At 35.2% G+C, this 26,597-nt stretch carries 21 protein-coding genes; 8 read left to right on the plus strand and 13 right to left on the minus strand.

Annotated features, from left to right (window positions below):
* Positions 1–6: 6 nt before the first annotated feature.
* Complete coding sequence (locus IEV50_RS16305) at positions 7–1,206, minus strand: DUF1501 domain-containing protein (protein WP_188416363.1); 1,200 nt, start codon at positions 1,204–1,206, stop codon at positions 7–9.
* 74 nt (positions 1,207–1,280) lie between these two features.
* Complete coding sequence (locus tag IEV50_RS16310) at positions 1,281–2,723, minus strand: DUF1800 domain-containing protein (RefSeq protein WP_188416365.1); 1,443 nt, start codon at positions 2,721–2,723, stop codon at positions 1,281–1,283.
* 73 nt (positions 2,724–2,796) lie between these two features.
* Between IEV50_RS16310 and aat the strand changes: the two genes are divergently transcribed.
* The gene (gene aat, locus IEV50_RS16315; RefSeq protein ID WP_188416367.1) at positions 2,797–3,432 is read left to right on the plus strand and encodes a leucyl/phenylalanyl-tRNA--protein transferase; all 636 of its coding nucleotides are present in this window, start codon (positions 2,797–2,799) and stop codon (positions 3,430–3,432) included.
* Positions 3,433–3,494: 62 nt separating this feature from the next.
* On the opposite strand, the gene IEV50_RS16320 is transcribed toward aat, so the two are convergent.
* From IEV50_RS16320 to dapF, 8 genes are all read right to left on the minus strand, one after another.
* Positions 3,495–4,277, minus strand: a complete 783-nt coding sequence (locus IEV50_RS16320) for a 3-keto-disaccharide hydrolase (protein WP_188416369.1) — start codon at positions 4,275–4,277, stop codon at positions 3,495–3,497.
* A gap of 65 nt (positions 4,278–4,342) precedes the next feature.
* The gene (locus IEV50_RS16325) at positions 4,343–4,660 is read right to left on the minus strand and encodes a YgaP family membrane protein (RefSeq protein ID WP_123203931.1); all 318 of its coding nucleotides are present in this window, start codon (positions 4,658–4,660) and stop codon (positions 4,343–4,345) included.
* 316 nt (positions 4,661–4,976) lie between these two features.
* Positions 4,977–5,363, minus strand: a complete 387-nt coding sequence (locus tag IEV50_RS16330) for a GxxExxY protein (protein ID WP_188416371.1) — start codon at positions 5,361–5,363, stop codon at positions 4,977–4,979.
* A gap of 214 nt (positions 5,364–5,577) precedes the next feature.
* The gene (locus IEV50_RS16335) at positions 5,578–8,469 is read right to left on the minus strand and encodes a DEAD/DEAH box helicase (protein ID WP_188416373.1); all 2,892 of its coding nucleotides are present in this window, start codon (positions 8,467–8,469) and stop codon (positions 5,578–5,580) included.
* A 413-nt stretch (positions 8,470–8,882) separates the two neighbouring features.
* Positions 8,883–10,283, minus strand: coding sequence for an efflux transporter outer membrane subunit (locus IEV50_RS16340; protein WP_188416375.1), 1,401 nt, complete (start codon positions 10,281–10,283; stop codon positions 8,883–8,885).
* An 11-nt stretch (positions 10,284–10,294) separates the two neighbouring features.
* Entirely contained in the window at positions 10,295–13,474 is a 3,180-nt protein-coding gene (locus IEV50_RS16345) for an efflux RND transporter permease subunit (protein WP_188416377.1), read from the minus strand.
* A 40-nt stretch (positions 13,475–13,514) separates the two neighbouring features.
* Positions 13,515–14,684, minus strand: coding sequence for an efflux RND transporter periplasmic adaptor subunit (locus IEV50_RS16350; protein WP_229746769.1), 1,170 nt, complete (start codon positions 14,682–14,684; stop codon positions 13,515–13,517).
* Positions 14,685–15,192: 508 nt separating this feature from the next.
* The gene (gene dapF, locus IEV50_RS16355) at positions 15,193–15,975 is read right to left on the minus strand and encodes a diaminopimelate epimerase (RefSeq protein WP_188416379.1); all 783 of its coding nucleotides are present in this window, start codon (positions 15,973–15,975) and stop codon (positions 15,193–15,195) included.
* Between the two features lie 312 nt (positions 15,976–16,287).
* Here dapF and IEV50_RS16360 point away from each other — a divergent pair, with 312 nt between their 5' ends.
* From IEV50_RS16360 to IEV50_RS16370, 3 genes are all read left to right on the plus strand, one after another.
* Positions 16,288–17,832: a trypsin-like peptidase domain-containing protein gene (locus tag IEV50_RS16360; RefSeq protein ID WP_188416381.1), complete on the plus strand. Its 1,545-nt coding sequence runs from the start codon at positions 16,288–16,290 to the stop codon at positions 17,830–17,832.
* Between the two features lie 558 nt (positions 17,833–18,390).
* Positions 18,391–18,906 carry a hypothetical protein gene (locus IEV50_RS16365; RefSeq protein WP_188416383.1) on the plus strand — a complete coding sequence of 172 codons (516 nt, stop codon included), beginning with the start codon at positions 18,391–18,393 and terminating at the stop codon, positions 18,904–18,906.
* A 161-nt stretch (positions 18,907–19,067) separates the two neighbouring features.
* A complete protein-coding gene (locus IEV50_RS16370) occupies positions 19,068–19,259 on the plus strand; it encodes a cold-shock protein (RefSeq protein ID WP_010599638.1) in 192 nt (63 codons plus the stop codon).
* 80 nt (positions 19,260–19,339) lie between these two features.
* Here the strand turns inward: IEV50_RS16370 and IEV50_RS16375 are convergent, their stop codons facing one another.
* Entirely contained in the window at positions 19,340–19,744 is a 405-nt protein-coding gene (locus IEV50_RS16375; RefSeq protein WP_188416385.1) for a GxxExxY protein, read from the minus strand.
* Positions 19,745–20,109: 365 nt separating this feature from the next.
* Between IEV50_RS16375 and IEV50_RS16380 the strand changes: the two genes are divergently transcribed.
* The 4 genes from IEV50_RS16380 (at position 20,110) to IEV50_RS16395 (ending at position 24,336) form a co-directional block, all read left to right on the plus strand.
* A complete protein-coding gene (locus IEV50_RS16380; protein ID WP_188416387.1) occupies positions 20,110–20,790 on the plus strand; it encodes a succinate dehydrogenase cytochrome b subunit in 681 nt (226 codons plus the stop codon).
* A gap of 17 nt (positions 20,791–20,807) precedes the next feature.
* Positions 20,808–22,787, plus strand: coding sequence for a fumarate reductase/succinate dehydrogenase flavoprotein subunit (locus tag IEV50_RS16385; RefSeq protein ID WP_188416389.1), 1,980 nt, complete (start codon positions 20,808–20,810; stop codon positions 22,785–22,787).
* A gap of 112 nt (positions 22,788–22,899) precedes the next feature.
* Positions 22,900–23,670: a succinate dehydrogenase/fumarate reductase iron-sulfur subunit gene (locus tag IEV50_RS16390; RefSeq protein ID WP_188416392.1), complete on the plus strand. Its 771-nt coding sequence runs from the start codon at positions 22,900–22,902 to the stop codon at positions 23,668–23,670.
* Positions 23,671–23,898: 228 nt separating this feature from the next.
* Positions 23,899–24,336 (plus strand): GNAT family N-acetyltransferase, encoded by a 438-nt coding sequence (locus IEV50_RS16395; protein ID WP_229746770.1) that lies wholly within the window; start codon positions 23,899–23,901, stop codon positions 24,334–24,336.
* Here IEV50_RS16395 and IEV50_RS16400 read toward each other — a convergent pair.
* Together IEV50_RS16400 and der are read right to left on the minus strand one after the other, a co-directional pair.
* Positions 24,333–24,842, minus strand: coding sequence for a GNAT family N-acetyltransferase (locus IEV50_RS16400; RefSeq protein ID WP_229746771.1), 510 nt, complete (start codon positions 24,840–24,842; stop codon positions 24,333–24,335). The two genes, IEV50_RS16395 and IEV50_RS16400, sit on opposite strands and share 4 nt — an antisense overlap.
* 368 nt (positions 24,843–25,210) lie before the next feature.
* Positions 25,211–26,512, minus strand: a complete 1,302-nt coding sequence (gene der, locus IEV50_RS16405; protein WP_188416394.1) for a ribosome biogenesis GTPase Der — start codon at positions 26,510–26,512, stop codon at positions 25,211–25,213.
* Positions 26,513–26,597: the final 85 nt, after the last annotated feature.

Raw genomic sequence — 26,597 nt, forward strand, 5'->3', positions numbered from 1 at the left:
ACAAGCCTAAATAAAATCGAGCGTGTTAAACTTCTTATTCAATATATCTGCATTGTTTACATCAAGCCATTTATCTAAAATGGTTCCATAAACCTGCCTAAAATCCAGTTGGTATTTTAAGTCGCCGGTATCTAAATCGCCTAAGTTTGGTGCATCATTAAAGATGCCTTGTTTTTTTAATCGTCCGCCGAAAATGAACATGTTATTTGCAGTACCGTGGTCTGTTCCATTACTGGCATTTTGCTCAACACGGCGACCAAATTCAGAAAATGTAACCACAAGTGTATCCTCCAGTTTATTGTTGGTTTTTAAGTCTTTTAAGAAAGCCGCCATGCCTTCGCTATATTGTTTAAGCAAATTTCCTTGTTGTTGAATTTGATTAACATGCGTATCAAAACCACTTAGCGAAACATAGTAAACTCTTGTTTTTAAACCTGATGAAATGAATTTAGAAACAGTTTTTAATTGATTGGCGAAACCCGATTGAGGATATGTAGCTTTACTCTGATAAACCTTGGAAGTATTTTGGATATAGCTTGCCGACGATGAAGTTTCGATCATTGTTTTATACAAATAACCTAAATTATCTTCATCTAAATGTTCCTTATCATTTTGCAGCATTGCTTTAAAAAATGGGTCGTTTGTGTTGCGAAATAAAGCTGCGGGATCTTTCAGTGCGATTCCTTTTTTTGTTTGTCCTTTCATTGCAAGCGATAGCGAATCATCTACCTCAATTGCTGTGTATGGAAACTTGCACGTTTGACAGTTGCTATCTAAATATCGGCCAATCCATCCTGTAGATAAAAACTGATTGCTTTCGCTACCTGTTTGCCAAATATCCATCGAACGGAAATGGGAGCGATCGGGATTTGGATAGCCAACATCGTTAATAATCGTCATCCATCCTTGGTCATGAATTTCTTGTAAAGCTGCCATATTTGGATTTAGGCCTTGCATATCATTAAGCTTAATAATTTGCTCAGGCTTAATGGCGATGCTTTTTCTTTTTTGATAATAAATATCATTACCATAAGGGATAACAGTATTTAAACCATCATTACCACCAGAAAGCTGTACAACCACTAAATTTTTATACAAACTTAATTCATCAAGCGCCATTGCTTCGAGCGGTTTCATAAACGCAGGAACAAACAATGAACCTGCTGCAACAAAACCTGTATTTCTTAAAAAACTTCTTCTATCCATTTTTTTATGTATTTGATTGAAGGGGCATTTATTCTAAAAATCAATTATCCTTCTAATGGTATACTAACAATTAACTAACAAAGTTGATATTCGGGCATGCTGGTTAACTCAACTGATGTGCTTTTTAAACCTTTGTTATCACCAACCATCCCTTTTATTTTTTCATTTAGCTTTGGCTGAAGCAAAAATTCGGCAAGTTCTACGGGCTTAATTCCCTTTGGTAGTGTGCTTAAAAATTTAGGCCAGTCTGCTTTTGCATCTACATAAGATTTTGGTTTGATTTTGGTATTTGCATTAATGGTAGCCGTTCTGCTTTGTGCAATAACAGCTTCATCTTCAGGGTCTGCTTTTCCGCTAAAATCAATCTCGCCATCATTCAAAACCAAAGATGGAATACGCATTCTTAACATCAATGAAGAACTATCAATCCAGCTTTGTCCGCCCGGCCAGCCTGCTACATTTGGCGGATTAAATAAATATTGCCCTAAACTACTTTGCAGTTGAATTAATACTTGAGGCTTATTATAAGTGACATAAAATTCTCTGCTTAAACCGACCAAAAACTCGACAGGCGATTTAATTTTTGAACCCACATTTTCGGGGTTATAAAACCAATCGGATGTAAACATTTTTTTCATTAACTCAGCTATATTGTACTTCGAGTTAAAAAAATGTGTTGCTAATTCTTTAACGTGTGCTTCATTCGGATTATCATTTACAAAAAATTTATACACCTTTCGCGATATAAATTCTGCAGTTTCAGGCTTATCCAAAATGATATCGATAATGTTTTCGCCATCAAAATTGCCGGTTTTTCCAAAGAAGGTTTTTGTTCCTGCATCATGCAAATTTGGTCGAAAAATAAATGAGCCATCTTTATCGTACATCCATCCGGTAAACGAACGGGCTGATTCTTTTATGTCTTGTTCAGTGTAATTTCCTCTGCCTAAAGTGAATAATTCCATTAGTTCCCGGGCGAAATTTTCGTTCGGTTTTCCTTTTCTATTTTGCTGGTTATTTAAATACTGAAGCATTGCCGGGGATTGCGATACCTCTACCAACAAAGTTTTAAAACTCCCCAATCCATTAGCTCGTTGGATATTATTTAGCTGTTGTGCAAACATTGGGTTGTTGCTTCTACATGCAAAATGACCATGCCAAAAAAGTGTCATCTTCTCGCGAAGCGGATTTGGTGTATTAATCATTTTCTCAACCCAAGCAACATTTAAATCACGGCTTTTTTCGTTCTGCATGCGAACAATTTCCTGGCGTTGTTTCTTTTCATCGTCGGTTAAATCCTTTTTGGAATATAAACCTGCCTGCATTAAAAGTTGTTGTTTTGAGGCAACTGAATCAATTAATGTAATATCATCGGTTTCTTTCTGTTCTTTGAGTAAACCATCAATAACTTTAGTGATGTTTTTTCTGCTCAGTTTATGTAAATCGGTGTAAGAAATACCAAAGCCAGCACGGTTGTAAAGATGTTTTACTTTATAGAAATTATCTTTCGGGCTCATAATGACTGTTTTAATAGTATGACTTATTTAAAACGCAGTGGTTTAATATTTATTTGATTTATTACTTTTACATATGTTTTTTCAATTGCTTGATAATGACTTCAGTTTCCCAAATCCTGCCTTGGCAGAAGAGGATGGTTTGCTTGCAATTGGCGGCGATTTGAGTTTAGAAAGATTGCTTTTAGCCTATTCAAACGGAATATTTCCTTGGTTTAATGATGGAGAGCCAATTCTTTGGTATTCGCCGCATCTTCGGTGCGTAATCTATCCGAAAAGGATTAAAATAAGCAAAAGCATGAAAAAAATAATTGACACAAAAGTTTTTACAGTTACGGTTAATAAAGCTTTTACTGAAGTGATAAAAAACTGTGCATCAACGCCAAGGGAAGGTCAAAACGGAACATGGATTACAAACGAGATGCAGAATGCATATGTTAATTTGCATAAAAATGGCTTTGCTCACAGTGTAGAAGTTTGGCATAATGATACACTTGTTGGAGGTTTGTACGGATTAAAAATTAACCGTGTTTTTTGCGGAGAAAGTATGTTTAGCCATGTAAGTAATGCATCTAAAGCTGCGCTGATTTATTTAAGTAAAACGGATATAGATTTAATTGACTGTCAATTGCCGAACGAGCATTTAATGAGTTTAGGTGCTGAAATGATAAGTAGAGATATTTATATGGAAATTATTAAAAATACTCATTAACCTCTAAAACATAAAAACCCTGCAATTTTAAATATTGCAGGGTTTTTATATTGTAATTAAGGTTAAAGTTCTCTAACCCAAATATTTCTAAAGCTTATTGCCGGGCTGGGGTCGCCATGATCTTGCAATTTAATTGCTGCTGGACCATGTTTTTTATACTCTGGTGCGCCAATGTATCTTGTTTCGCCTTTTAAAATATATCCATTTTGAAGTAGTACACCGTTTAAAAATAATGTAACACTTGCGGGTTTTAACAGGCTACCATCTTCATTAAAGCGGGGAGCGTTCCAAATGATATCGTAATACTGCCATTCGCCTGGTTTTTTATTTGCATTAGCCAATGGAATTGCTTGTTTGTAAACGCTTCCGGTTTGTCCGTTTACGTAAGTTTTGTTATTGTATGCATCCATAATTTGGATTTCATAACCATCATCACCACTACCAGTTGAGGCTAAAAACACACCACTGTTTCCACGTGCTTGCCCTTCTCCTGAAATATTAGTAGGAATTTTCCATTCCATGTGTAACTGGTAATCAGTAAATTTTTTGTTGGTTTCTATATTTCCTGTCCCTTTTTTAACAGTAAAAAAACCATCGTCGATTGTCCATGCAGCGGGTTTGGTTGCATCTTTTACCGAATGCCATGCATCTAAGTTTCTACCGTTAAATAAAACGATTGCATCAGAAGGTGCATCCTGAGGGAAATTCCCAGGAGTTACAGTTTTCGGAATAGGTTCCCATACTTCTGTAGTTTTAGGATCTTTGGCTGGGTCGATTTTTTTATCCTGTGCCATAGCTCGCATTGAAAAGAATGCTGGAATAAACAATAATGCGTATTTGCTCATAAGTATAAATTAACTTTTATAAAGTTAACCGATTTATCAGTAAACTAAAATATAGTGAGCAATTTTTATGCAAGGTCATCAACCACATAGGTTTCTGTTACTACAACTTCGTCTGGTATTAAGCCTTCTTCCTCTTGTTGAGATAAATCACGAACAGGGCAATAACCAGTAATTCCTCTATATAATAAGCCAGCACCAATTGCTGCACCAGTTAAACCAATTACCGGATGCGAAAATAATCCTGTTATGCCTTTATACAATAGATAAGTGCCTGCAGCACCCGAAAGCCAACGTTCAGAGCGACTAACATTTTGATAAAGTTCTGGATATTTCCAAGCTTCTTTCACGTTGTGTATTGTGTTGTTTAAATCTTCGTTTGTCATGATAGTAATCTTTATTTAATAGTATAACAGATTAAAAGTAAATGAGTTTTACGTTAATTAAAAAGTTTTGAAGTTATTGATTGGAATTGTTTTGCCACAGGAACAATGATTTTTGCAGAGATGCTAAATACTTATTTCTTTTGCCACAGAAGCACAGATTTTCACGGAATATGTAATTGAAAAAACTTTTACCACAGGAATATTGATGTTTAGTTATATGTTGAATAAATTAAAATGAATTATTTCTTTTGCCACAGAAGCACAGATTTTCACGGAATATGTAATTGAACAAACTGTTAAACTCAGATAGAAATGACTACAAAATAACCCTTTTAATTTCTAAGCTTGCTTTCCCAAAGTTTAAAATTAGGCCTACTTTACAATCTGAGCATTTTAGATAATTCAATGTTTGTGCTAAGTCTTCATTTGCAATTCCACTTTTAGATTTTATTTCCAAGATAACGGAATCAAATATTATTAAATCTGCGTAGAAATGATGGGCTAATCGTTCACCTTTGTAATAAACAGGGTATAGTTTTTCTCTTTCATAATAATAGCCTCTACTATCTAATTCCAAGCAAAGGGCATCTTTGTAAATGATTTCTAGAAATCCACAGCCAAGGTTTCGATGAACTTCAAACGCTGCTCCAATTATTAAATCCGTTTCTTTTTTTAAGGGGAAATCGTAATCATTTGTACTCATATATTATTATTAAATTTCAAACCTGGATGTTATTGATTTAATAGGGAGTACTTCATTATGTGTAAATTACTTCTTCACAAATGTAATCTGTGAAAATCTGTGCTTCTGTGGCAATTTATTTTGAGTATTAAATGTATTTAATTTCTGTGGAAATCTGTGTTTCTGTGGTAAACTTTTTTCAATGTAAATAACAAATTATTTACATCAGACTAACTTACCTCAAAATATCTCTTATATCATCCTTACTTAAGGATTTAAAGAAACTTTCTTCTGTGGTGATTAAAGAATTTGCAAGAGATTTTTTTCTCTTCTGTAGGGCAAGAATTTTTTCTTCAACAGTATCTTTAGCAATAAATTTATAAATAAATACTTTTTTATCCTGACCAATGCGATGCGTTCTATCTATTGCTTGTTGCTCAACAGCAGGATTCCACCAAGGATCTAAAATGAAAACATAATCTGCTTGAGTAAGGTTTAAACCCACTCCGCCAGCCTTTATCGAAATTAAAAAAACTTTTAAATCTTCATTCTGTTGAAATTCAGATACAATTTCACCTCGGTTTCGTGTAGATCCATCTAAATAGGCAAAAGGAATATTTTCTGCTTCAAAGTGTTTTTTAAAAATATATAAGTGTTTTACAAATTGAGAGAAAACTAAAACCTTATGTCCGCCTTTAAGTACATTATCTAAAGTATGAATTACATTTTCGAACTTACCTGAATCTGAAATATAGCTGCCGTCTATCATTACAGGGTGGTTTGCCAGCTGGCGTAGCGCAGTTAAACCTTGCAAAAGCTGAACCTGCTTTTGTTTGAAAGTTCCATCATCCATACTTTGCAAAAGATCGTTCCGATAAGCAGATTTTGTTTTTTCATAGTACGCTGCCTGATCTTCGCTCATGTCGCAATAAATTACCTGTTCTGTTTTTGGAGGAAGCTCGGCTGCAACTTGTTCTTTTGTTCTGCGCAGTACAAATGGTTTAATAATCGACTGAAGTTTACGTGCTTTCTCTTCATCTTTTTTCTTTTCGATTGCCTGAACATACTCTTCATAGAAAAAAGCTTGCGTGCCTAATAAACCAGGGTTTAAAAAAGTAAGTTGCGACCATAAATCGCCCACCGAATTTTCTACAGGTGTACCACTCAGTATTAATCTATGTCTTGATTTTAACGCTCTAACTGATTTAAATGATTTTGAAGCTGGGTTTTTAATGTTCTGACTTTCATCAAGAATAATGTAGTTAAAATAGAAATTTTTCAAATCGTCTACATCAACCCGGGTAACACCATAAGTGGTAATTACAATATCATAGTTTGCAAAATTTGCAACGTCTTTATTTCTGCTTGTGCCAGTATGGGCTAAAATTTTAAGTTTGGGTGTGAATTTTTTTGCCTCTGTTAACCAGTTATAGATTAGTGAGGTTGGCATAATGATTAATGATGTTGTTTGTATTGATATAAGTTGATCGTCTTCTTTAACTTTTTGCAACATTGCCAAGGTTTGAATGGTTTTACCTAAACCCATATCATCGGCTAAGCAACCACCAAAATTATATTCGCGTAAAAAGCTGAACCAGTTGTAGCCTGCTTTTTGATATTCTCGTAAGCTGCCTTTAAAATGAACTGGCATTTGTGTATCAGCAATATCTTCGAAGTCGTTTAGTCGTTGAAGTTTACGCTCTAAAGTTACGTTTGCTAAACTATCTTCAGCCAAATCATTAATTAAACCGATATGATGTTTCTTTAATTTTAAGTTTTTTCCAGTCTCGGCCAAACTGAATAAGCTTCCATATTGCGTAAACCACTTATCGGGAATAATTGCCACTTCACCATCAGGCAGCATAAATTCTCGGCGTTTATGTAAAATATGTTGTTTTAATGAGAGAAATGGAATTTGATATTTTCCAAACCAAACCACAGCATTAATATCGAACCAGTCGTTACTTTCCTTTACTTCTAAATCAATTTTGCTGGCACCGAAAACAAAACGTTTTTGTCCTGTTGCCTGCTCAATTTCGAATCCCGATGCTTCTAAAATTTCAATGTGTTCATTTACCCAGTTTATGGCAGCATAACTTGGATTTTCATCTGCAGAAATTACCTCTAGATTACTAAACAAAGCACTTGCTTTTTTAAGTCCAAGCGATAAAAGTAAGTTTAGTTGTTTTTTCTCCCATTCGGCAGAACGTTTTATTCGGTGGAAAATGTAATTATCATCTTTTTTTTCCAGTCGAACGGTAACTTTGTGAGCATTTTCTAAAGGAAAAACATATTCTCCATATTTAAAATAAAGTTGTATTTGCGATAATCCACCATCGACATAGAAAACTTTTAACACCGGAATTGCTTCGAATTGTTCGGTTTTAATTTCAAAACCTTCTGCGTAAACGTGGTGCTTTTCTATTAATGGGGCAACAAATTTTTCAAAATAAGTTGCCTCTGTAGATTTTGGTATTGCGATGTATCTTTTGGCTAAAAAAGGTTGTAATTTTTTGCCTTCAATATCCTGATCGAAAAAGTATAAAATATCATTTAGCAAAAGCCAGGCAGGTTTATTGCTGATGATTTGCGCTTCTTTAAACATAAACTCGATTCGCAAATTCTGATACTTAATTGTTGGAAAATAACGTGTTTCTGTTTCGTTTCTACGGAAATGGAAAAGTATTGAAGCTGGTTCTGATGCTAATGTTATTTTACGCTCTACAGGCCAGCCATCTTTATCCATCAAATAAAGCTCATCTTTAATCTTTAAAATTTCTAAGGCTTCAGCAAGCTTTTTTTCAATTTTAGGCCGAACGCTTTCATAAAATTTATTGTCGAAAATTTTAGTGAAAAATTCTGTTGGTCTGATTAATTTTTTATAATGTTTTTTGATGAGCGAATCTTGTTCAATATCATCTAAAATTTTAATCAGCTTATAATCGGTTTCGCTTAAACAGGCGTTAAATTCTTCGGCTGTGTGCGTAAAAATTCTTTGATAAGTAAAAGAGAAATCGCCTTGTGGATTTAGTTGAACAACATGAGGTTCAATTAAATAGCCTAAATACTCATGTTTGCACAAAGAGTAAACAACTTTACAGTTTTTAGAGCTATCGACGCGTAACATTGATTGAGTTAAAATTTTTTACAAGCTACCCGCTTGAAAAACTTTAAACTTACAATATTTTAATGTTACATCAAAAGAAGTAGCTGAAATAGGAATAAAAAATTCAGTTTGGGCTGTATTTATGACAATATAGATACAGCTTAAAATGAATCTGACTTCTTTGTTTTCTGAGATTCTGTGGCAATCGGTTTTCAATTTGTTTTGCCACATAAACACAGATCGATATTTTATGTGTTAGATTTAGTCCACATTAAAATAAAATAGGCTGTCTCATAAATACGAAGTGTCATCCTGAGCTTGTCGAAGGACTTGCAAAACTGCCTTTTAAGGCGTTTCGACAAGCTCAACTTGACAAGGTAAAGAGATAAATTGATTTATGAGACATCCTCCTTTGCTGTTTAATTATTGAACTTTTATTTCCAGCCGCCGCCTAAAGCACGATATAATTCAACTACTGATTGTAGTTTTTGTAATCTATCGTTAATGCCATTTAGCTGAGCCGTTAGCAAACTTTGCTCTGATGTTAAAACATCAGTATAATTTGTTGCAGAACTGTAGCGTAATAATTCTTTAGTAAAATCTACTGCTTTGGTTAATGATGCAATTTGTTTAGCTCGTGTTTCTTCTTTTTCTGCTGCCGTTTGGTATGCGTATAATGCATTAGAAACCTCTTGTCCGCCGGTTAGTAATGTTTGCTGGAAAGTATAAAATGCTATTTGCTGATTTGCTTCTGCAGTTTTTAAACGAGCTTTGTTTGCACCTTTAGCAAAAATTGGCTGCGTTAAACCTCCAACCAAATTATAGAAGATAGATTTGCTGAAAAAGTCTTGCAATTGTAAACTAGAAAGACCACCTGAAGCTGTTAAGGTTAATGCAGGATAAAAATAAGCCTTAGCTACATTAGTATCCTCGAATGAAGATCTAAAGCCAAATTCTGCGGCAATAACATCAGGTCGATTTTGTAAAAGCTGTGCCGAAATACCTGTTTGTAAATTGCTATAAGGCATTTGTTGGTCTAATGTTGTACGATTGATGCTTCCTGGTGCTTTAGCTAAAATTATGCTTAAAGCATTTTCAGCTTCTTTTATACTTCTTTTTAAATCGGGAAGGGTTACTTGAGCTGCGTATAAATTCGCCTCACTTTGAACAACTGCCGCACCATTAACCACTGCACCCTCTTTTAAAGCTTTCATTGTTTCTACATCCTGCATTCTGTTTTTAATGGTTTGCTCGGTAATTACCAATTGCTTATCAAGTGCTAAAAGGGTATAATAGTTATTGGCAATGGTAGCAATTAGCTGGGTTTGAACGGCTCTTTTTGCCGCATCGCTTTGTAATAAAGTTGCGAAGGCGCTGCGTTTTGCACTGCTTAATTTACCCCAAATATCAGCTTCCCAGCTGGTACTTAACTGCGCTTTGTAAGTTTGCGTTTCGAGGTTAATATTTATGCCTGCAGGAAAGTTTTGTGCAGCAGCCGATGCTTTATTATCTGTTACGTTTACATCGGCCTGCAAACTTGGCAATAATGCTCCTCTACTTTGTATTAAAGTAGCTTCGGCAATTTTAATACGTTCAATCGCTTGCTTTAAATCTAAGTTTTGATTAATTCCTTGCTGAATCAGCGATTGTAAAGTTGTATCAGAAAACAAACTTTTCCACTGCAAATTTGCAATGGTAGTTGTATCTGTAGTGTTGTTGTCCCGATATAAACCATCACTTGTAAGTTGTGGGCGCTCGTATTTTTTTGTTACGCAGGCACTTAACGTTAGTATGGTAAAACCGATTATAATTGAATACCTATATCTGAATTTCATGTTCTGTTAAATTAATGTTTACTGTTAGCAGTGGCTAATTCATATTCTTCAGCCGTTTGTTCCTTTTCAATACCCTCTTCAAAAGGCGATTTATTGCTTATTTTTTCTTGAAGACTTTGGAAAACAATAAACAAAGCAGGAATTACAAATACACCGAATAATGTTCCTACAAGCATGCCACCTACAGCACCTGTACCGATTGATTTATTACCTGACGCACCAACGCCTGATGAAAGCATCAATGGTAATAATCCTAAAATAAAGGCGAAAGAAGTCATTAAAATTGGCCGTAAACGTGCAGTTGCGCCATCAATAGCTGCGTTAACAATGCTCATTCCCTTTCTACGCCTATCTACAGCATATTCTACAATCAGAATTGCATTCTTTGCTAATAAACCAACGAGCATAATGAGTGTTATTTGAGTGTAAATGTTATTGTCTACGCCAAAAATTTTATCGAAAACGAATACGCCAGCCAAACCGATTGGCAATGAAATTAATACGGCCAATGGTAAAATGTAACTTTCGTATTGTGCAGCTAATAAGAAATAAACGAAGATTATACATAATAAAAAGATGAATACCGTTTGGCTTCCTCCGCTTATTTCCTCACGGGATAATCCTGAGAACTCATACCCATAACCAGCAGGCAAGCTTTGTGCAGCTACTTCCTGTACTGCTTTTAATGCATCGCCAGAACTGAAACCCGCATTAGGGTTACCAGTTATTGCAATTGATGTAAATAAGTTAAAACGTGAAATTGCTTGTGGTCCATAAACTTTGGTTAATGTGATAAACTCAGAAACCGGAGCCATTTGTCCTAAACTATTTCGAACGAAAACACGGGTTAAGGTTTGCTCATTTGCACGATATTGTGCATCTGCCTGATACATTACCCTAAATTGCTTACCGAATTTATTAAAGTTTGATGCGTAAACACCACCATAATAACCTTGCATTACACCTAAAACATCGGCAACGGTTAAGCCGGCTTGTTTTACTTTCGCAACATTAACATCAATTTGATATTGAGGGAAGTTAGGGTTAAATGAAGTTGAAGCATATTGAATTTCAGGACGTTTACTCAAAGCAGCTAAAAACCCATTACCAATATCATTAAATTTTTTAATATCACCGCCGGTTTTATCTTGCAATTGGAATTCGAAACCTCCACTAGTACCAAAACCTTGAATAGTTGGTGGCGCAAAGAAGATAATTTTAGCACCTTTAATATTTGCAGTTTTGGCAAAAAGCTCGCCAATAATGGCTTTTACATCGCGTTTTCGTTCATCCCAAGGAATTAACCTCCCAATAACCATCCCGTAAGAACTTCCTGAGCCACTAATTAAACTTCTACCAATAACTCTTAAAGAGTTCTTAATTTCAGGAATAGTATGCGCTATACTGTCAATTTTAGAAATAACAATATCCGTTTCTTCCTGTGATGTTCCTGCCGGTAAGGAAATATCAGAGTATACGGTGCCTAAATCCTCATTTGGTACAAAACCTTTAGGTGTGGTATTCATTGTCCAAACCAACACAATGGTAAAAAAAGCAATTCCTAAACCAACTATCCATTTTTTGTGAGAAAGAAAACCAACTGATTTTTTGTATTTTCTCGTTACCGCATCGAAAGAAGTATTAAAAGCGGAGTAGAAACGCTCTAAGAAATTTTTCTTTTTTTCATGATCTTCGGTATGCGGTTTTAAAAATAATGCACATAAAGCCGGACTTAAAGTTAATGCATTAATCGCTGACAAAATAATCGAAATCGCAAGCGTTAAACCAAACTGTTTGTAAAATACACCTGATGAACCCTGAATAAAACTCACTGGGATAAATACCGCTGCCATTACCAAAGTGATGGAGATAATTGCACCACTAATATCGTCCATTGCATCAATGGTTGCTTTCTTGGCATCGGTATAACCTTCATCCAGCTTCGCATGGACGGCCTCTACAACCACAATCGCATCATCTACAACAATACCTATAGCGAGTACAAGTGCAAATAAGGTTAGTAAGTTAATTGTAAAACCGAACAAACTCAAGAAGAAGAATGTACCTATAATTGCTACAGGAACACTAATTGCTGGAATTAAAGTAGAGCGGAAATCTTGTAAAAAGATAAATACAACTAGGAAAACTAAAATAAATGCCTCGATTAAGGTATGGATTACCTTTTCAATTGATGCATCCAGGAAATCGTTTACGTTAACCAAAGTTGAATAATGCACACCTTTAGGAAAAGATTTCTGGGCCTCATCTAAAGTTTTAATAGAGTTTTCGATTACTTCTTTCGCATTTGAACCAGCAGTTTGGTTAATTGCGATACCTAAAGCTTGCTTGCCATTAAATTTAACACTACTAGCATAACTTTGTGCACCCAATTCAATCCTTGCAATATCTTTTAAACGAAGAATTTGTCCGTTTGCATCAGATTTGATAATGATATTGCCAAATTGTGTTTCATCTTTTAATCTACCGGTATATTTTAAAGTGTATTGAAATGCCTGGTCGCCCGACTCACCAAACTGACCTGGAGCAGCTTCAACGTTTTGATCTGCCAATGCAGCATTTACATCACTTGGTACCAAACCGTAGGTTGCCATTACATCTGGTTTTAACCATAAACGCATGGTATAATCTAAAGTACCGAATGCACTTGCATCACCTACACCATTTATACGTTTAATTTGTGGAATAATATTGATGTTGGCATAATTTTGTAAAAACTTTTGATCGTAAGACGGATCATCGCTATACAGACCAAATATTAACACATTACTTGCCTGTCTTTTAGCGGTAATTACACCCGATTTTGTAACCTCGGCAGGTAATAAACTAGTTGCTCTGGCAACCCTGTTTTGTACGTTTACAGCCGCTAAATCGGCATTTGTGCCCAATTTAAAATTTACGGTTATGGTAGCTGTACCGTCATTACTGGCTGTAGAAGTCATGTAAGTCATGTCTTCCACACCATTTATTTGTTCTTCAAGTGGAACAACAACGCTGCTCATTACTACGTCAGCATTGGCACCTTGGTATGATGTAGAAACCTGTACCGTTGGAGGTGCAATTTCTGGATATTGTGAAACCGGTAACGTAACTAAACCTAAAACACCGAGAATTACGATGATGATGGATATAACCGTTGATAACACCGGCCTTTCTATAAATTTCTTAAACATAATTAATAACGATTACAAGTGTGATTACAAAGATTATTTGTTATTTTTTTATATCAGCATAAACTGAATCGGCACTTTTTTCTTCAGGTTTGATTTTAACACCATCTTTTAGCGATTGGAAACCTTCTAAAACAATTTTATCTCCTACTTTCAAACCTTTAGTTACTACATAAAATTTATCTTTAGCTAAATCCATAATCTGAATTTCAGTACTGATAATTTTTGCTGAATCACCTAAAACATAAACGAATTTTTTGCCTTGTAAATCAATAGTAGATTTTTGAGGTATCAAAATAGCATTCTCAACTTTCTGAGGAATTCTAACCGATGCACTTGCACCCGATTTCAATAATGAAATTGGATTGGGAAAAGTTGCCCTTAAACTAGCTGAGCCTGTAGCTGTATTTATCTGGCCGTTGATTGATTCAATTTTTCCGTTTTGAGCATAAACTGTTCCATCTGCCAATACTAAACTAACTGGAGGAATGTTTTTCATTTGTTGTGCTAAAGTATTGCCTTTATAAGTACTTGAAAAATCTAAAAGCTGTTTTTCGTTTAGCGAGAAATAAGCATAAACCTTAGATGTATTTGAAACTGTAGTTAACGGCTCCGTACTCGAACTGCTTACTAAACTTCCATTTCTAAATGGGATACTTCCAACTACGCCATCAACCGGACTAGTAATTGAAGTGTAGCTTAAATTTACCTGTGCATTTGCTAAAGATGCTTTAGCTTGTGCCAATGCAGCTTTTCTGCTTTGTAGAGTAAGTTGAGCCGCATCTAAATCATATTTGCTGATGATGTCTTTCTCAACCAAAGGCTTGGTTTTATTAACCTGCAATTGAGCTGAATTAACATCTGCTTCAGCACTACTGATGGCTGCTCTTGCTGTTCTAACTTCTTGCTCGTATTGAGGAGCCATGATGGTAAAAAGCAGTTGCCCTTTTTTAACAACTGCACCTTCATCTATTAATATTTTTTGAATAAAACCATCAACTTTAGGGCGGATATCGATGTTTTGAATACCCTCGATTGTTGCAGGATAATCCGAATTTAATTCTGTTGTTTGTGCGTTAACTGTAAAAACGGGGTAAGCTTGTGGGCCGGCAGCGGCTGCAGCAGCTGCTTTTTTTGCATCATCATTATTTCCGCAGGATGCTAAAAGCATACCAATGCTCATGCTAAAAAAGAGAGTTGTTACTTTTCTCATGGACTATTTGTGTGTGTTTAAATTTAATTTTCAGGTTTTAATAAAGTAGTCAAAATTTTATTTTTGATTTTCGCTATTTGTGACCAAAAATAAAGCCTAAATAAAAATAGTTCTGTCCAAATTCTGTCATTTAATCAATCGATTGATTTATTTTTGATTAAAAATTAGTTCGAAACACTTGTAAACAGTTGTTTTAAAGATATTTAGGGTGATTTTATGGTCTGTAAATGATGTGTAAATAAATTGCGACAGATGTTAAAACCTGTTAAAATTGATTGTTTTGTACAGTTTTGTTATCAATAATTGTTTAGGAAATTAGGCAATTATGAGTTTGTAAGTGTGAAAAGTACACAGTAGCCGAGGCTTTGTTTACCACAGTGATTATCAAAGTCATCTCAAGCGAAGTTGCAAAATCTATGTAAGTGTTGTAAATCTAGGTCAAAAATTTCTCCATTGCCCATTGCCTTATTAGCAATGAACATGGCTAATTTAGATAATGTTTAAAACTTCAATCTACTTTTCCCTCGAAAACCAATTTGGCTGGGCCACATAAAAATACGTTGGTAAAATTATGTCCATCGTAGTCAAATTCTACTTTTATATCGCCACCTAAAACTTTAATATCTGTTTCAAGGTGGCCAATTTGATTTTTATATTTTGCCATCGCTATTGCTACAGCTGTAACGCCAGTTCCACATGCATAAGTTTCATCCTCAACACCACGCTCGTAAGTTCGAACGAATAAATGGTCATCTTTATCTTCTATAAAATTTACGTTGATACCTTTCTCGGTATAAGTAGAATTGTAACGAATTTTTTTTCCATTGGTGAATACATCAAAATCTTTTAAATCGCTTTGCAATGTTACGAAATGAGGAGAGCCAGTATTTAAAACGAATGCATCTCCATCATTGGTTATAGTATCAACATCAATCATTTTTAAATCTACCCAATCACCACTTTCTGAAATTCTGGCATAATGAGGACCATCAACTGCCAAAAAGGTAGTTTCCTTTTGGATTATGCCTAAGTATTTAGCAAAAGCAACTATACATCTTCCACCATTGCCACACATACTGCCTAATTTACCGTCAGCATTAAAATAATGCATTTCAAAATCATAGTTTTTATGCTTGGTAATAAACATCAATCCATCGGCTCCAATACCAAATCTGCGGTGACAAAGCTGCTCTATTAAATTGTTATCGATATTTTTTAAAGGACTCATAGTGTGGTCTATCAAAATAAAATCGTTGCCTGCGCCTTGATATTTAAAGAAATTAATTTTCATGAAACCTTCATTTTTTAATGCAATATTTGAGTTGCAAATGCTACTTCATACCTAATGTTTTTTAATTTAACATTTTTTAACATAGAATGAGGTGCTTTGGAGATACAAATATCGTTTATATGGTATTAAATTTGAGTAAACAAGTAAAAGAAAATTTGAGCAGATAAAAACTGCCTGGGCATCCTGCTAAAATCAAAATGAATAAATGCCTTCGCAACCATTATAAATTAGCAATAAAATATTATAAGCAAACAATTGGCCAGCAATATGGCTTAAAATATAATAGGGGATTTAAAAACAATTATTAAACACATGAAAAAAATATTAGGAATTACCGTATTAGCTGCTTTTATAGGTGGAGCAGCAGCTATTGGAGGTTACAAACTATTTGAGCGTAACCAAATAGGAAGTACAATTTCAGAAAAACAGAATTTATACTTTGCCAATAACCCACTAAAAGTTTCATCTGCAGGAACTGCCGATTTTACTCAAGCGGCAGCGGCAGTTGCACCGGGTGTTGTTCACATTAAAACAACTTATTCATCATCAGGCAAGAGTCAAAGGTCTTCTCCAATGGATATGATGGAAGATTTTTTTGGTGGAGGAGGGCGCCAAATGCAACGCCAGCCTAGAGCAGCGTCGGGTTCTGGCGTAATTATCAGTCAGGATGGTTACATCGTTACGAATAACCACGTTGTTGAAAATGCTGACAAAGTTGAAGTAATTTTAACCGATAGACGCAAAGTTGAGGCTAAAGTTATCGGGCGTGATCCGAATACGGATTTAGCTTTAATTAAAGTAAATGCAACCAATTTACCAGTTGTGAAATTCGGTAATTCAGACAATGTTCAGGTAGGAGAATGGGTTTTAGCAGTTGGTTTTCCATTAGATTTAAATACAACAGTTACTGCAGGTATTGTAAGTGCTAAAAACAGAAGCATTGGTATTATTGGTCGTGAGCAGGAGGGTAGTGAGATTACTGAAGAAGAGTATCGTGAATACCAACGTACTGGTAAAAGACCAGACCGCCCAGCAAATACAAGTATAGAATCCTTTATTCAAACAGATGCTGCCATTAACCCAGGTAACAGTGGTGGTGCTTTAGTTAATGCAAATGGCGAATTGGTTGGAATTAACTCTGCAATAGCATCGCAAAGTGGTTATAACCAAGGTTATGGTTTTGCAATTCCTGTTAATTTAGCTCGTAAAGTTGTTGATGATTTTATGAAATATGGCTCAGTAAAACGGGGTTATATTGGTGTGAGTTTCGTTCCATTAAGTGCAGATAATCCTGCAGAAATTAATAGCAAAGAAGTTAGCGGCTTATATGTTAATGATGTTGTAGAAGGTGGTGGCGGTGCTGCGGCAGGCATTAAAGCTGGTGATGTAATTAAAAAGGTTGATGGTGTAGTAATTAACGATTCACCTGATTTACAAGAGAGAATAGGAAGGTTGAATCCTGGTGATAAGGTTAAGTTAAGCGTGCTTAGAGATGGAACATTAAGAGATTTTAGTATTACCTTAAAAGATGAAGCAAGTTTAGGTGGAAACACCAAAACTGCGGCAACTAAGAGCGTAGAGGTATCTAAATTAGGTGCAACGTTTATACCTGCTACGCAAGCGCAGAAATCTAAATATGGTGTTAACAGTGGTGTTGTTGTAAATTCGGTAACTACCGGAAAAGCCTTTGATAACATCGGTGTTGAGAAAGGCTTAATTATTACCAAGGTAAATGGTCAGCCAGTAAATTCAGTTGGCGATGTGCAAAAAGCTTTGCCACAAACTAGGAACAATATGGTTTATATGTCTGGTGTCAGCGAACAAGGAACTTTTAACTTTAGTTTCCCTGCGCAGTAATTAATTAAAAAAATAGTTTAAAAAAGCTTCCTGGTGTAAAATCAGGAAGCTTTTTTATTTTTAAACTTTTCTTTACCTACGCCTCATGCTGAATTCATTTCATCTTTCTTGCCACGAAAGTTCTAAATTCAATGGAATAACATACCTCGCAATTGACGACCGTTCTATTAATAATTCTGCAACTTGTTAGTTGGTTCTTAGAACTATTCTGATTTATATAAGCGTGACAGTAGCGAGTATTAAACCCGACTTAAGCATCTGTCTTTATTTTGTTGTTGATATGCTTGCTTATTGCACAGTGTTTTCCCCAGCTGATAAGGCTTATGGAGTATATTAAGAACCGAAAAGCGAATAAATTTGCCTTTCAGGTCATTTTTATTTCATCAGTATGAAGCGATTTGAACAATTAACTCGTTTTGTATGTAGAGATGTTCATTCTAAGTTCTTAATAACAATTTAGTTTTGCATTTACCGATTGATTAAGTGTGTTTACCGACACTCTAAACACTTAAAAATTTTTATTAAGCATATTTGAATCAGCAATTAAAACCTAATATTATGGCTTTAGCTTATATTAACCTCAGCTCGAAACAGTATTTTAACTTTATGTGCAGAACAGATTTTGAGCGCAGAATTTTTCACGATACTTACAAGGAATTTCAAAAGAAATCAAAATTATATAGTTTAGGACAAAGCTTGCATACGTTTTCGCAAATGTGTTTAGCGAACGAAAAAGCTAATTCTTTACATCAAAAAGTGCATTATGCAGTGATAAATACAATTGAATCTTTAGATAATAAAATACCTGTACTAAATGATATGAATGGAAATTCAATTTTATTTGATTGGGCTGAATTTCATATTTACGCCTCAGATTTGTTGAATAAAGCTGGTCACGTAGTTTCGATTGACTATATAAGTCCGAAATTGGTTTTACATGAAATTGTTGGCGATTTGCTGATTTTGAGTTATGATATTCAAGGTAATTATAATGAAACTTTTATGGTTAAGATAACTGATGATTTATTAATAAATTATGAGAAAAGCCAGGAATTGATTTATTATTGCTCATAAAACCAGGCGATTCTCAGGTGCAGATATATTAAATTGGCCAGCTAAATAGCCTCTAAAGGCCAGTTAATCAATATATTTAACATATTTTACTTATTTAGAAAATAAAAAATTGATTTATAGGGATTTAAGTTTATCTTTGAAACAAATTAAAATACAATATAATGCAACAAGGAACAGTAAAATTTTTTAATGAAACTAAAGGTTTCGGATTTATCACTCCATCTAATGGCGATGCCGAAATTTTTGTTCATGCTTCAGGCTTAATCGACAACATTCGCGAGAATGATACCGTAAACTACGATGTAGAAGAAGGTAGAAAAGGCCTAAACGCGGTAAATGTTAAAGTAGCTTAAGAAAACTCGAACACATAAATCGTAAAAAGTCCCGATGTAAATCGGGACTTTTTTTGTGCCTAAATTTTTGACCGTGTGTTTTAATCTTGTAAAATATTGTAGAAATTGCTAACAAAAGGCTTTAAGGATTTTGTAATATTATCTGTATAAAAATTAATAATAAGACCTTGTGGTGCACAAAGTAATTTCATGTAAGTCAATATCTGTGCTTCATGAATTGGAAGGATATTTTCAACGGTCTTAAGTTCTATAACGATGCAATTATCAACATATAAATCTACCTTCAAATCAATATCTAATTCTAATCCATCATATTCAATAGGTACAATGGCCTTTTGTATTACATGATGACCGTTTCTTTCCAGCTCAAACTTTAAACATTTTTCATAAACGCTTTCTAGTAGTCCTGGTCCTAATGCCTTATGAACCTTTATAGCATAGCCCGTAATATCGTAGGATAATTGTTTTACTTGTCTTTTAGTCATAGCGTTCATTAATTTTGCTTGAGTTCATTTTTTTAACATTAAAGCATTAAAATTTTTTTATAAAAAAAGGCTATATTAATTAAGTTAAATTTCTATGTACTTTATTGGATCTGAATTTTTAACATTAAGGCATTAAGATCTTTTTTATAAAACGCTATTCTTAATTCATCAATTCAAATATTTTAATACCTTAATGTTTCTTTTAAAATTTTTTACTCAATATAGGAATAATTTGCATTTGTTATTCTGCATTGCTTTAGAATGTTTCTAAATAAATTTTTTATCGACGTTTTGTCCTAATCCTTTATAAATTAAACTCATAATTAGATACTTTTGCAAGAAATTTAGATATAAATCCTAATCAAATGAGTGGTTTCGGAAATGCTTTTTCCTCTTCTATTGGAAAGAAATTTATTATGGGTGCTACAGGTATATTCCTGATACTCTTTTTAATTGTACATTGTGGTATTAACGCGTTAATTTTCCTTAACGATGGTGGTTTAACGTTTAATATTGGTGCACACTTTATGGCTACTAATTGGATTATCAGAGCTGGTGAAGTTGTTTTAATGATTGGCCTGCTTGCGCACATTTTTCAGGCATTAAGGTTAACGTTGCAAAATAATAAAGCAAGGCCGGTTAAGTATGCAGTAAATGATGGCAAAGCAAATAGTAAATGGTATAGCCGTTCAATGGGCTTACTTGGTACTTTATTGCTTATCTTCTTAATTGTTCATTTATCAAACTTTTGGGTTGTTTCTCGTTTCACAGGCATACCAACTGTTGATGCAAATGGGCATGAAGATTTATATGCGGTTATGAAAGCTACCTTTCAAAATCCATTAATTGTTGGTTTGTATGTTTTATCAATGATTTCCTTATGTTACCACTTATTACACGGTTTTGCTTCTGCTTTCCAAACAATGGGTTGGAATCATTCTAAATATAACGGTATAATTAAGGGTGCAGGTATTTGGTATTCGATTATTATTTCGATTTTATTCGCAGCGATGCCGATCGCATTTCACTTCGGTTTTATTCAATAATTTTAAGCACGAAAGATATGTCAGATATTAATTCAAATATACCGGAAGGCGAATTAACCAGCAAGTGGACCAAATTCAAGTCATCAGTGGCTTTGGTTAATCCATCAAATAAAAGAAGTATAGAAGTAATCATTGTTGGTTCAGGTTTAGCAGGAGCTTCAGCAGCTGCTACTTTAGCCGAAATGGGTTATAAAGTTAAGTGTTTTTGCTTCCAGGATTCTCCGCGAAGAGCCCACTCTATTGCAGCTCAAGGTGGTATTAATGCTGCAAAAAACTATCAAAATGATGGTGACAGCACTTATCGTTTGTTTTATGATACGATTAAAGGTGGTGATTACCGTTCGCGAGAAGCAAATGTACATCGCTTAGCAGAAGTAAGTACAAATATTATAGATCAGTGTGTGGCTCAGGGGGTTCCTTTAGCCCGCGAATACGGTGGCTTGTTAGATAACCGTTCATTTGGTGGTACACAAGTTCAACGTACATTTTATGCTGCAGGTCAAACTGGGCAGCAATTATTATTGGGTGCATACTCTGCTTTAGAACGCCAAATTGGCATGGGCAAAGTGGAAATGTATACTCGCCATGAAATGCTTGAGATTGTTAAGATCGATGGTAAAGCCCGTGGTATTATTGCCCGTAACTTAATTACAGGCGAAATTGAGCGGCATTTTGGTCATGCGGTAGTTTTAGGAACAGGTGGATATGGAAACGTTTTCTATCTTTCTACTAATGCAATGGGAAGTAATGTTACCGCGGCCTGGAAAGCGCACAAACAAGGAGCATATTTTGCAAATCCTTGCTACACGCAAATACACCCTACTTGTATTCCTGTATCTGGTGATCATCAGTCAAAATTAACCCTAATGTCTGAATCGTTACGTAACGATGGACGTATTTGGGTTCCGAAAAAGAAAGATGATAACCGTAAAGCTTCAGAAATTCCTGAAGATGAAAGAGATTATTATTTGGAGCGTCGTTATCCTGCGTTTGGTAACTTAGTACCTCGTGATGTGGCTTCTCGTGCAGCTAAAGAACGTTGTGATGCTGGTTATGGTGTAGGGGCTTCTAAATTAGCTGTTTATCTGGATTTCAAAGCAAACACAGAACGTTACGGTAAAATTGAAGCTTCAAAAGCCGGTATTCACAATCCTGATAAGGAAACTTGCATGCGTTTAGGTACTGCTGTGGTTAAGGAGAAATATGGTAACCTGTTCGATATGTATGCGCAAATTACCGGAGAAAATCCTTATGAAACGCCAATGCGTATATATCCTGCAGTTCACTATACAATGGGAGGTTTGTGGGTTGACTATAATTTAATGACATCTGTTCCTGGTTTATATTGTACTGGCGAGGCTAACTTCTCTGATCATGGTGCTAACCGTTTAGGTGCGTCTGCATTAATGCAAGGTTTAGCTGATGGTTATTTTGTTCTTCCTTACACTATCGGAGCTTATTTGTCAAAAGAAATCTCTGTTAAAGCAATTCCGACAGATCATCCTGCATTTGTGGAGGCTGAAGAAAGAGCAAAAGGCATTTTAAATACATTAATCAACATTAAAGGAACTAAAACGGTGGATCATTTCCATAAACGTTTAGGCCATATTATGTGGGAAAAATGCGGAATGTCTCGTAGTGAAAAAGGTTTAAGAGAGGCGATAGAAGATATTAGAGCATTACGTGCTGAGTTTTGGAGTAATGTTCGTGTTCCGGGAACTGCTGATGAATTAAACACAGAGTTAGAAAAGGCTGGTCGTGTTGCCGACTTTATCGAACTAGGTGAGTTAATGTGTATTGATGCATTAGACCGTAACGAAAGCTGTGGTGGCCACTTCCGTGAAGAATACCAAACTGAAGAAGGCGAAGCATTACGTGACGATGTTAACTATGCCTACGTTGCAGCTTGGGAATTTAAAGAAGGTGTAAACTTTGAGCTTCATAAAGAAGAGTTAAAGTTCGAAAATATTAAAGTAGCACAAAGAAGTTATAAATAGTATCAATACATGAGTATCAAGATTTAAGTATCAAATATCAAGATTGCAAACTGTCTTGATATTTGATACTCACTACTTGATTCTAGTGGTTGATGCCTAAAATCTCAATATCATGAGTACAGGAAATATGAATTTAACGCTAAAAGTTTGGCGTCAAAAAAATAACAAAACCGCAGGTGCTTTGGTTGATTATAAATTGGCCGAAATTTCACCAGATATGTCTTTTTTAGAGATGTTCGATGTATTAAACGAGCAACTCATCAATAAAGGTGAAGAACCGGTTGTATTTGATCATGATTGTCGTGAAGGTATTTGCGGAATGTGCTCAATGTTTATAAATGGCCGTCCGCACGGACCAAAAGATTTGGTTACCACTTGCCAGTTGCACATGCGTTCTTTCAAAGATGGCGATACCATTGTTGTTGAACCTTGGAGAGCTGCGGCATTTCCGGTAGTTAAAGATTTAACTGTTGATCGTTCTGCATTCGATAGAGTTATTGCCGCTGGTGGTTTTATTTCGGTAAACACTGGTAATGCACAAGATGCAAACAGTTTACCTATTCCTAAAATGCAAGCTGATGCTGCTTTTGAAGCTGCTGCCTGTATTGGTTGCGGTGCTTGTGTGGCAACTTGTAAAAATGCTTCTGCAATGCTTTTTGTTTCGGCGAAAATATCTCAGTTAGCTTTATTACCTCAAGGTCAGCCAGAGCGTTACCGTCGTGTACAAAGTATGGTTGCACAGATGGATGCAGAAGGTTTTGGAAACTGTACAAATACAGGAGCTTGTGAAGCCGAATGTCCTAAAGGCATTTCTTTAGAAAATATTGCACGCATGAATCGCGATTTCGCTTCAGCAAAATTCGCTTCGGAAGAAACGGTTTAAATTATACTGTGCATTCTGATGTAAATCAGAATTCTTAAGCCTCAACTTGTTGAGGCTTTTTTTATGAATATAATTTTGGATAGATAAGACATGATTTGTTAGAAATTAAATGAAAAACCTATGTTCGCTTCGACTTCATGCCAACAGCGTACGTTAGAAACAGAAAGATTAATTCTGCAACCTTAGCCTCACAATCAACTCGTAAAAAGCATTGAGAATGATAATTCTTTGGAAGAGGAATTAAGATTAGAAGCTTCAGCTAATATCATCTCCACTGAACTTAAAGAAGCTTTAGAACAATCCATTTTACCCAAAGTTTTCAATCTAAATAAAAATTATTTGTTCAACACACTTTGGACATTAATATCAAAAATAGAAAATAAAATAATTGGCGATTTATGTTTTACCGGTGAACCTGAAGCCAATGGAGAGATCAAAATCGGTTATGGGACTTATGAAGGTTTTAAGGGAAAAGGTTACCTGACAGAGGCCGTTGGCAGAATCGTAAAATGGGCAATCGACCAACCCGAAGTTAAAACCATTTCGGTATCTATTGCAATTGGTAACTTAGCATCTTATTCCATATTAGATAAGAATACTTTTGTAAAAGTTGCCAAAGGTGAAGGAATGTTTAACTGGAAATTGAAGGTTAGACGAAGCACTTAGACTTTAATCTCAAAAAGACTTAAACTGATGCCTTCATAATGTTTTGGTAAGCCTTCAGTTTGCTCCATTGTTACAACGCCAACATAATCAAACCCGCAACTTGTATAATATTCTAAAAGTTTATCATTATCAGCCCAAGTGTCCATCCTGATGAATTTTATGCCGTTTTTAGCAGCAAATACTTTTGCCCATTTGATAATCTCTTTTACAAAAGAATAACCACGAAACTCAGGATGTGTTACAATCCGATGGATGTAAATGGAATCTTTATCTCTATTGCCCCAAATCAATTTATCATCAAAAGTTATAGCAAAAATGCAAGCAACTTCATCATCAACAAGTATTTTATATTGCCTGCTATCTGTAATTTCAGTTTCGATTAATTCCTTATTGAAACCCTGCCAGTGTTTATTGAAAACTTTTTTCTGATGCTCTACCGCCATATCGTAAAATTGAAATATGGTATCTAAATCTGAATGCTGACTGTTTAAAACCTGGATTTGCATGCCGCGAATATAAGAATTCAGCGTTGAATTATTTGGACCTACGCACCTCAGGTTTTGCGCTCGTCATGCTGAATTTAGTTTAGCATCTTAAATACTATGCCGCCTTATTATTAAGACCCTGAAATAAATTCAGGGTGAAGACCGTTTGTTGATGGTGTTTAATTTCGGTGATTATTGGAATGTTATCATTGGCAGGTAAAAGTTCTATAAGAGCAAGGAAAAACCTTCCGTCAGAAGGTGGGGATCCTTCGTGCCATGCAAATAACTTAACAAAAAAAGCAGGGCTGCATTTCCTTATGGAATGCAGCCCTGCTCTAATTATTTTTACGCCTAAATTTTGCTTTGACTTTTAGTCCTTCAGCTTTAACTTATTTCTGTCTGAAATAAATCTGGATTGGGGCTCCTGAAAAATCAAAATTTTCTCTTAATTTATTCTCAATAAAACGTTTATACGGATCTTTAATGTACTGCGGCAAATTGCAGAAAAAGGCAAACATTGGTGAAGTCGCATTAATTTGGGTAATGTATTTAATTTTAATGTGCTTGCCTTTTAATGCCGGAGGCGGGAATTTTTCAATCAAAGGTAACATTACATCATTTAATTTCGATGTAGGCACTTTTTTACCTCGGTTTTTATAAACTTCTAAACCTACTTCAATTGCTTTAAAAATACGTTGTTTGTTTAATACGGAAGTAAATACAATTGGCACATCGGTAAATGGGCGAATGCGTTCGTGTATTTCTTCTTCAAATGCTTTCATAGTTTGAGTGTTTTTCTCAACCAAATCCCACTTATTAACCAAAATAACAATGCCTTTTTTATTTTTCTCTGCAAGGTGGAAAATATTAATATCCTGGCTTTCAATACCTTCGACAGCATCAATCATTAAGATAACAACATCAGCCTCTTCTATAGCCTTAATGGTACGCATTACAGAATAAAACTCCAGGTTTTCTTTTACCTTTGTTTTCTTACGCAAACCCGCAGTATCAATCAGCATAAATTCATGACCAAATTGGTTGTAATGAATTTTAATTGAATCGCGGGTTGTACCTGCATTTGCCGTAACAATATTGCGTTCTTTGCCAACTAAAGCATTTACTAGAGATGATTTACCAACATTTGGGCGACCAGCAATGGTAATTTTTGGCAACTGGTTTTCCTCTTCAGGGATATCTTCAAAATGCTTTACTATTTCATCTAATAACTCTCCTGTTCCAGAACCCGTCATTGACGATAGCGGAAAAACTTCTCCTAAACCGAACCCATAAAAAGTGCTTATTTCGCTATGTAAAGCAGTATTATCAACTTTGTTGGCTGTTACAAAAACGGGCTTATTGCTACGACGTAGTACTTGCGCTATGTCGTCGTCTAAATCTGTTATGCCAGTGGTTACATCAACCATAAAAATAAGCACGCTTGCTTCTTCAATAGCAATTATAACCTGTTCGCGGATGGCTACTTCATAAACATCTTCAGAATTTGCAACATAACCACCTGTATCAATCACAGTAAATTGTCTGTCTGTCCATTCGGCAGTACCATAATGCCTGTCGCGGGTTACACCGCTAATATCATCTACAATAGCTTTACGGCTTTCCGTTAATCTGTTAAAAAGTGTGCTTTTGCCTACGTTCGGCCTGCCTACGATGGCTATAATGTTACTCATGGTATTGTTTATTGATAGTTAATGGCTTATAGTTAATGGTCGGGATGTTTAGGCAAGCTGCTTAAACTATTTGGCTATCAGCCAT

Origin of the sequence: Pedobacter mendelii, assembly GCF_014635725.1 — a bacterium.
GTDB lineage: Bacteria > Bacteroidota > Bacteroidia > Sphingobacteriales > Sphingobacteriaceae > Pedobacter > Pedobacter mendelii.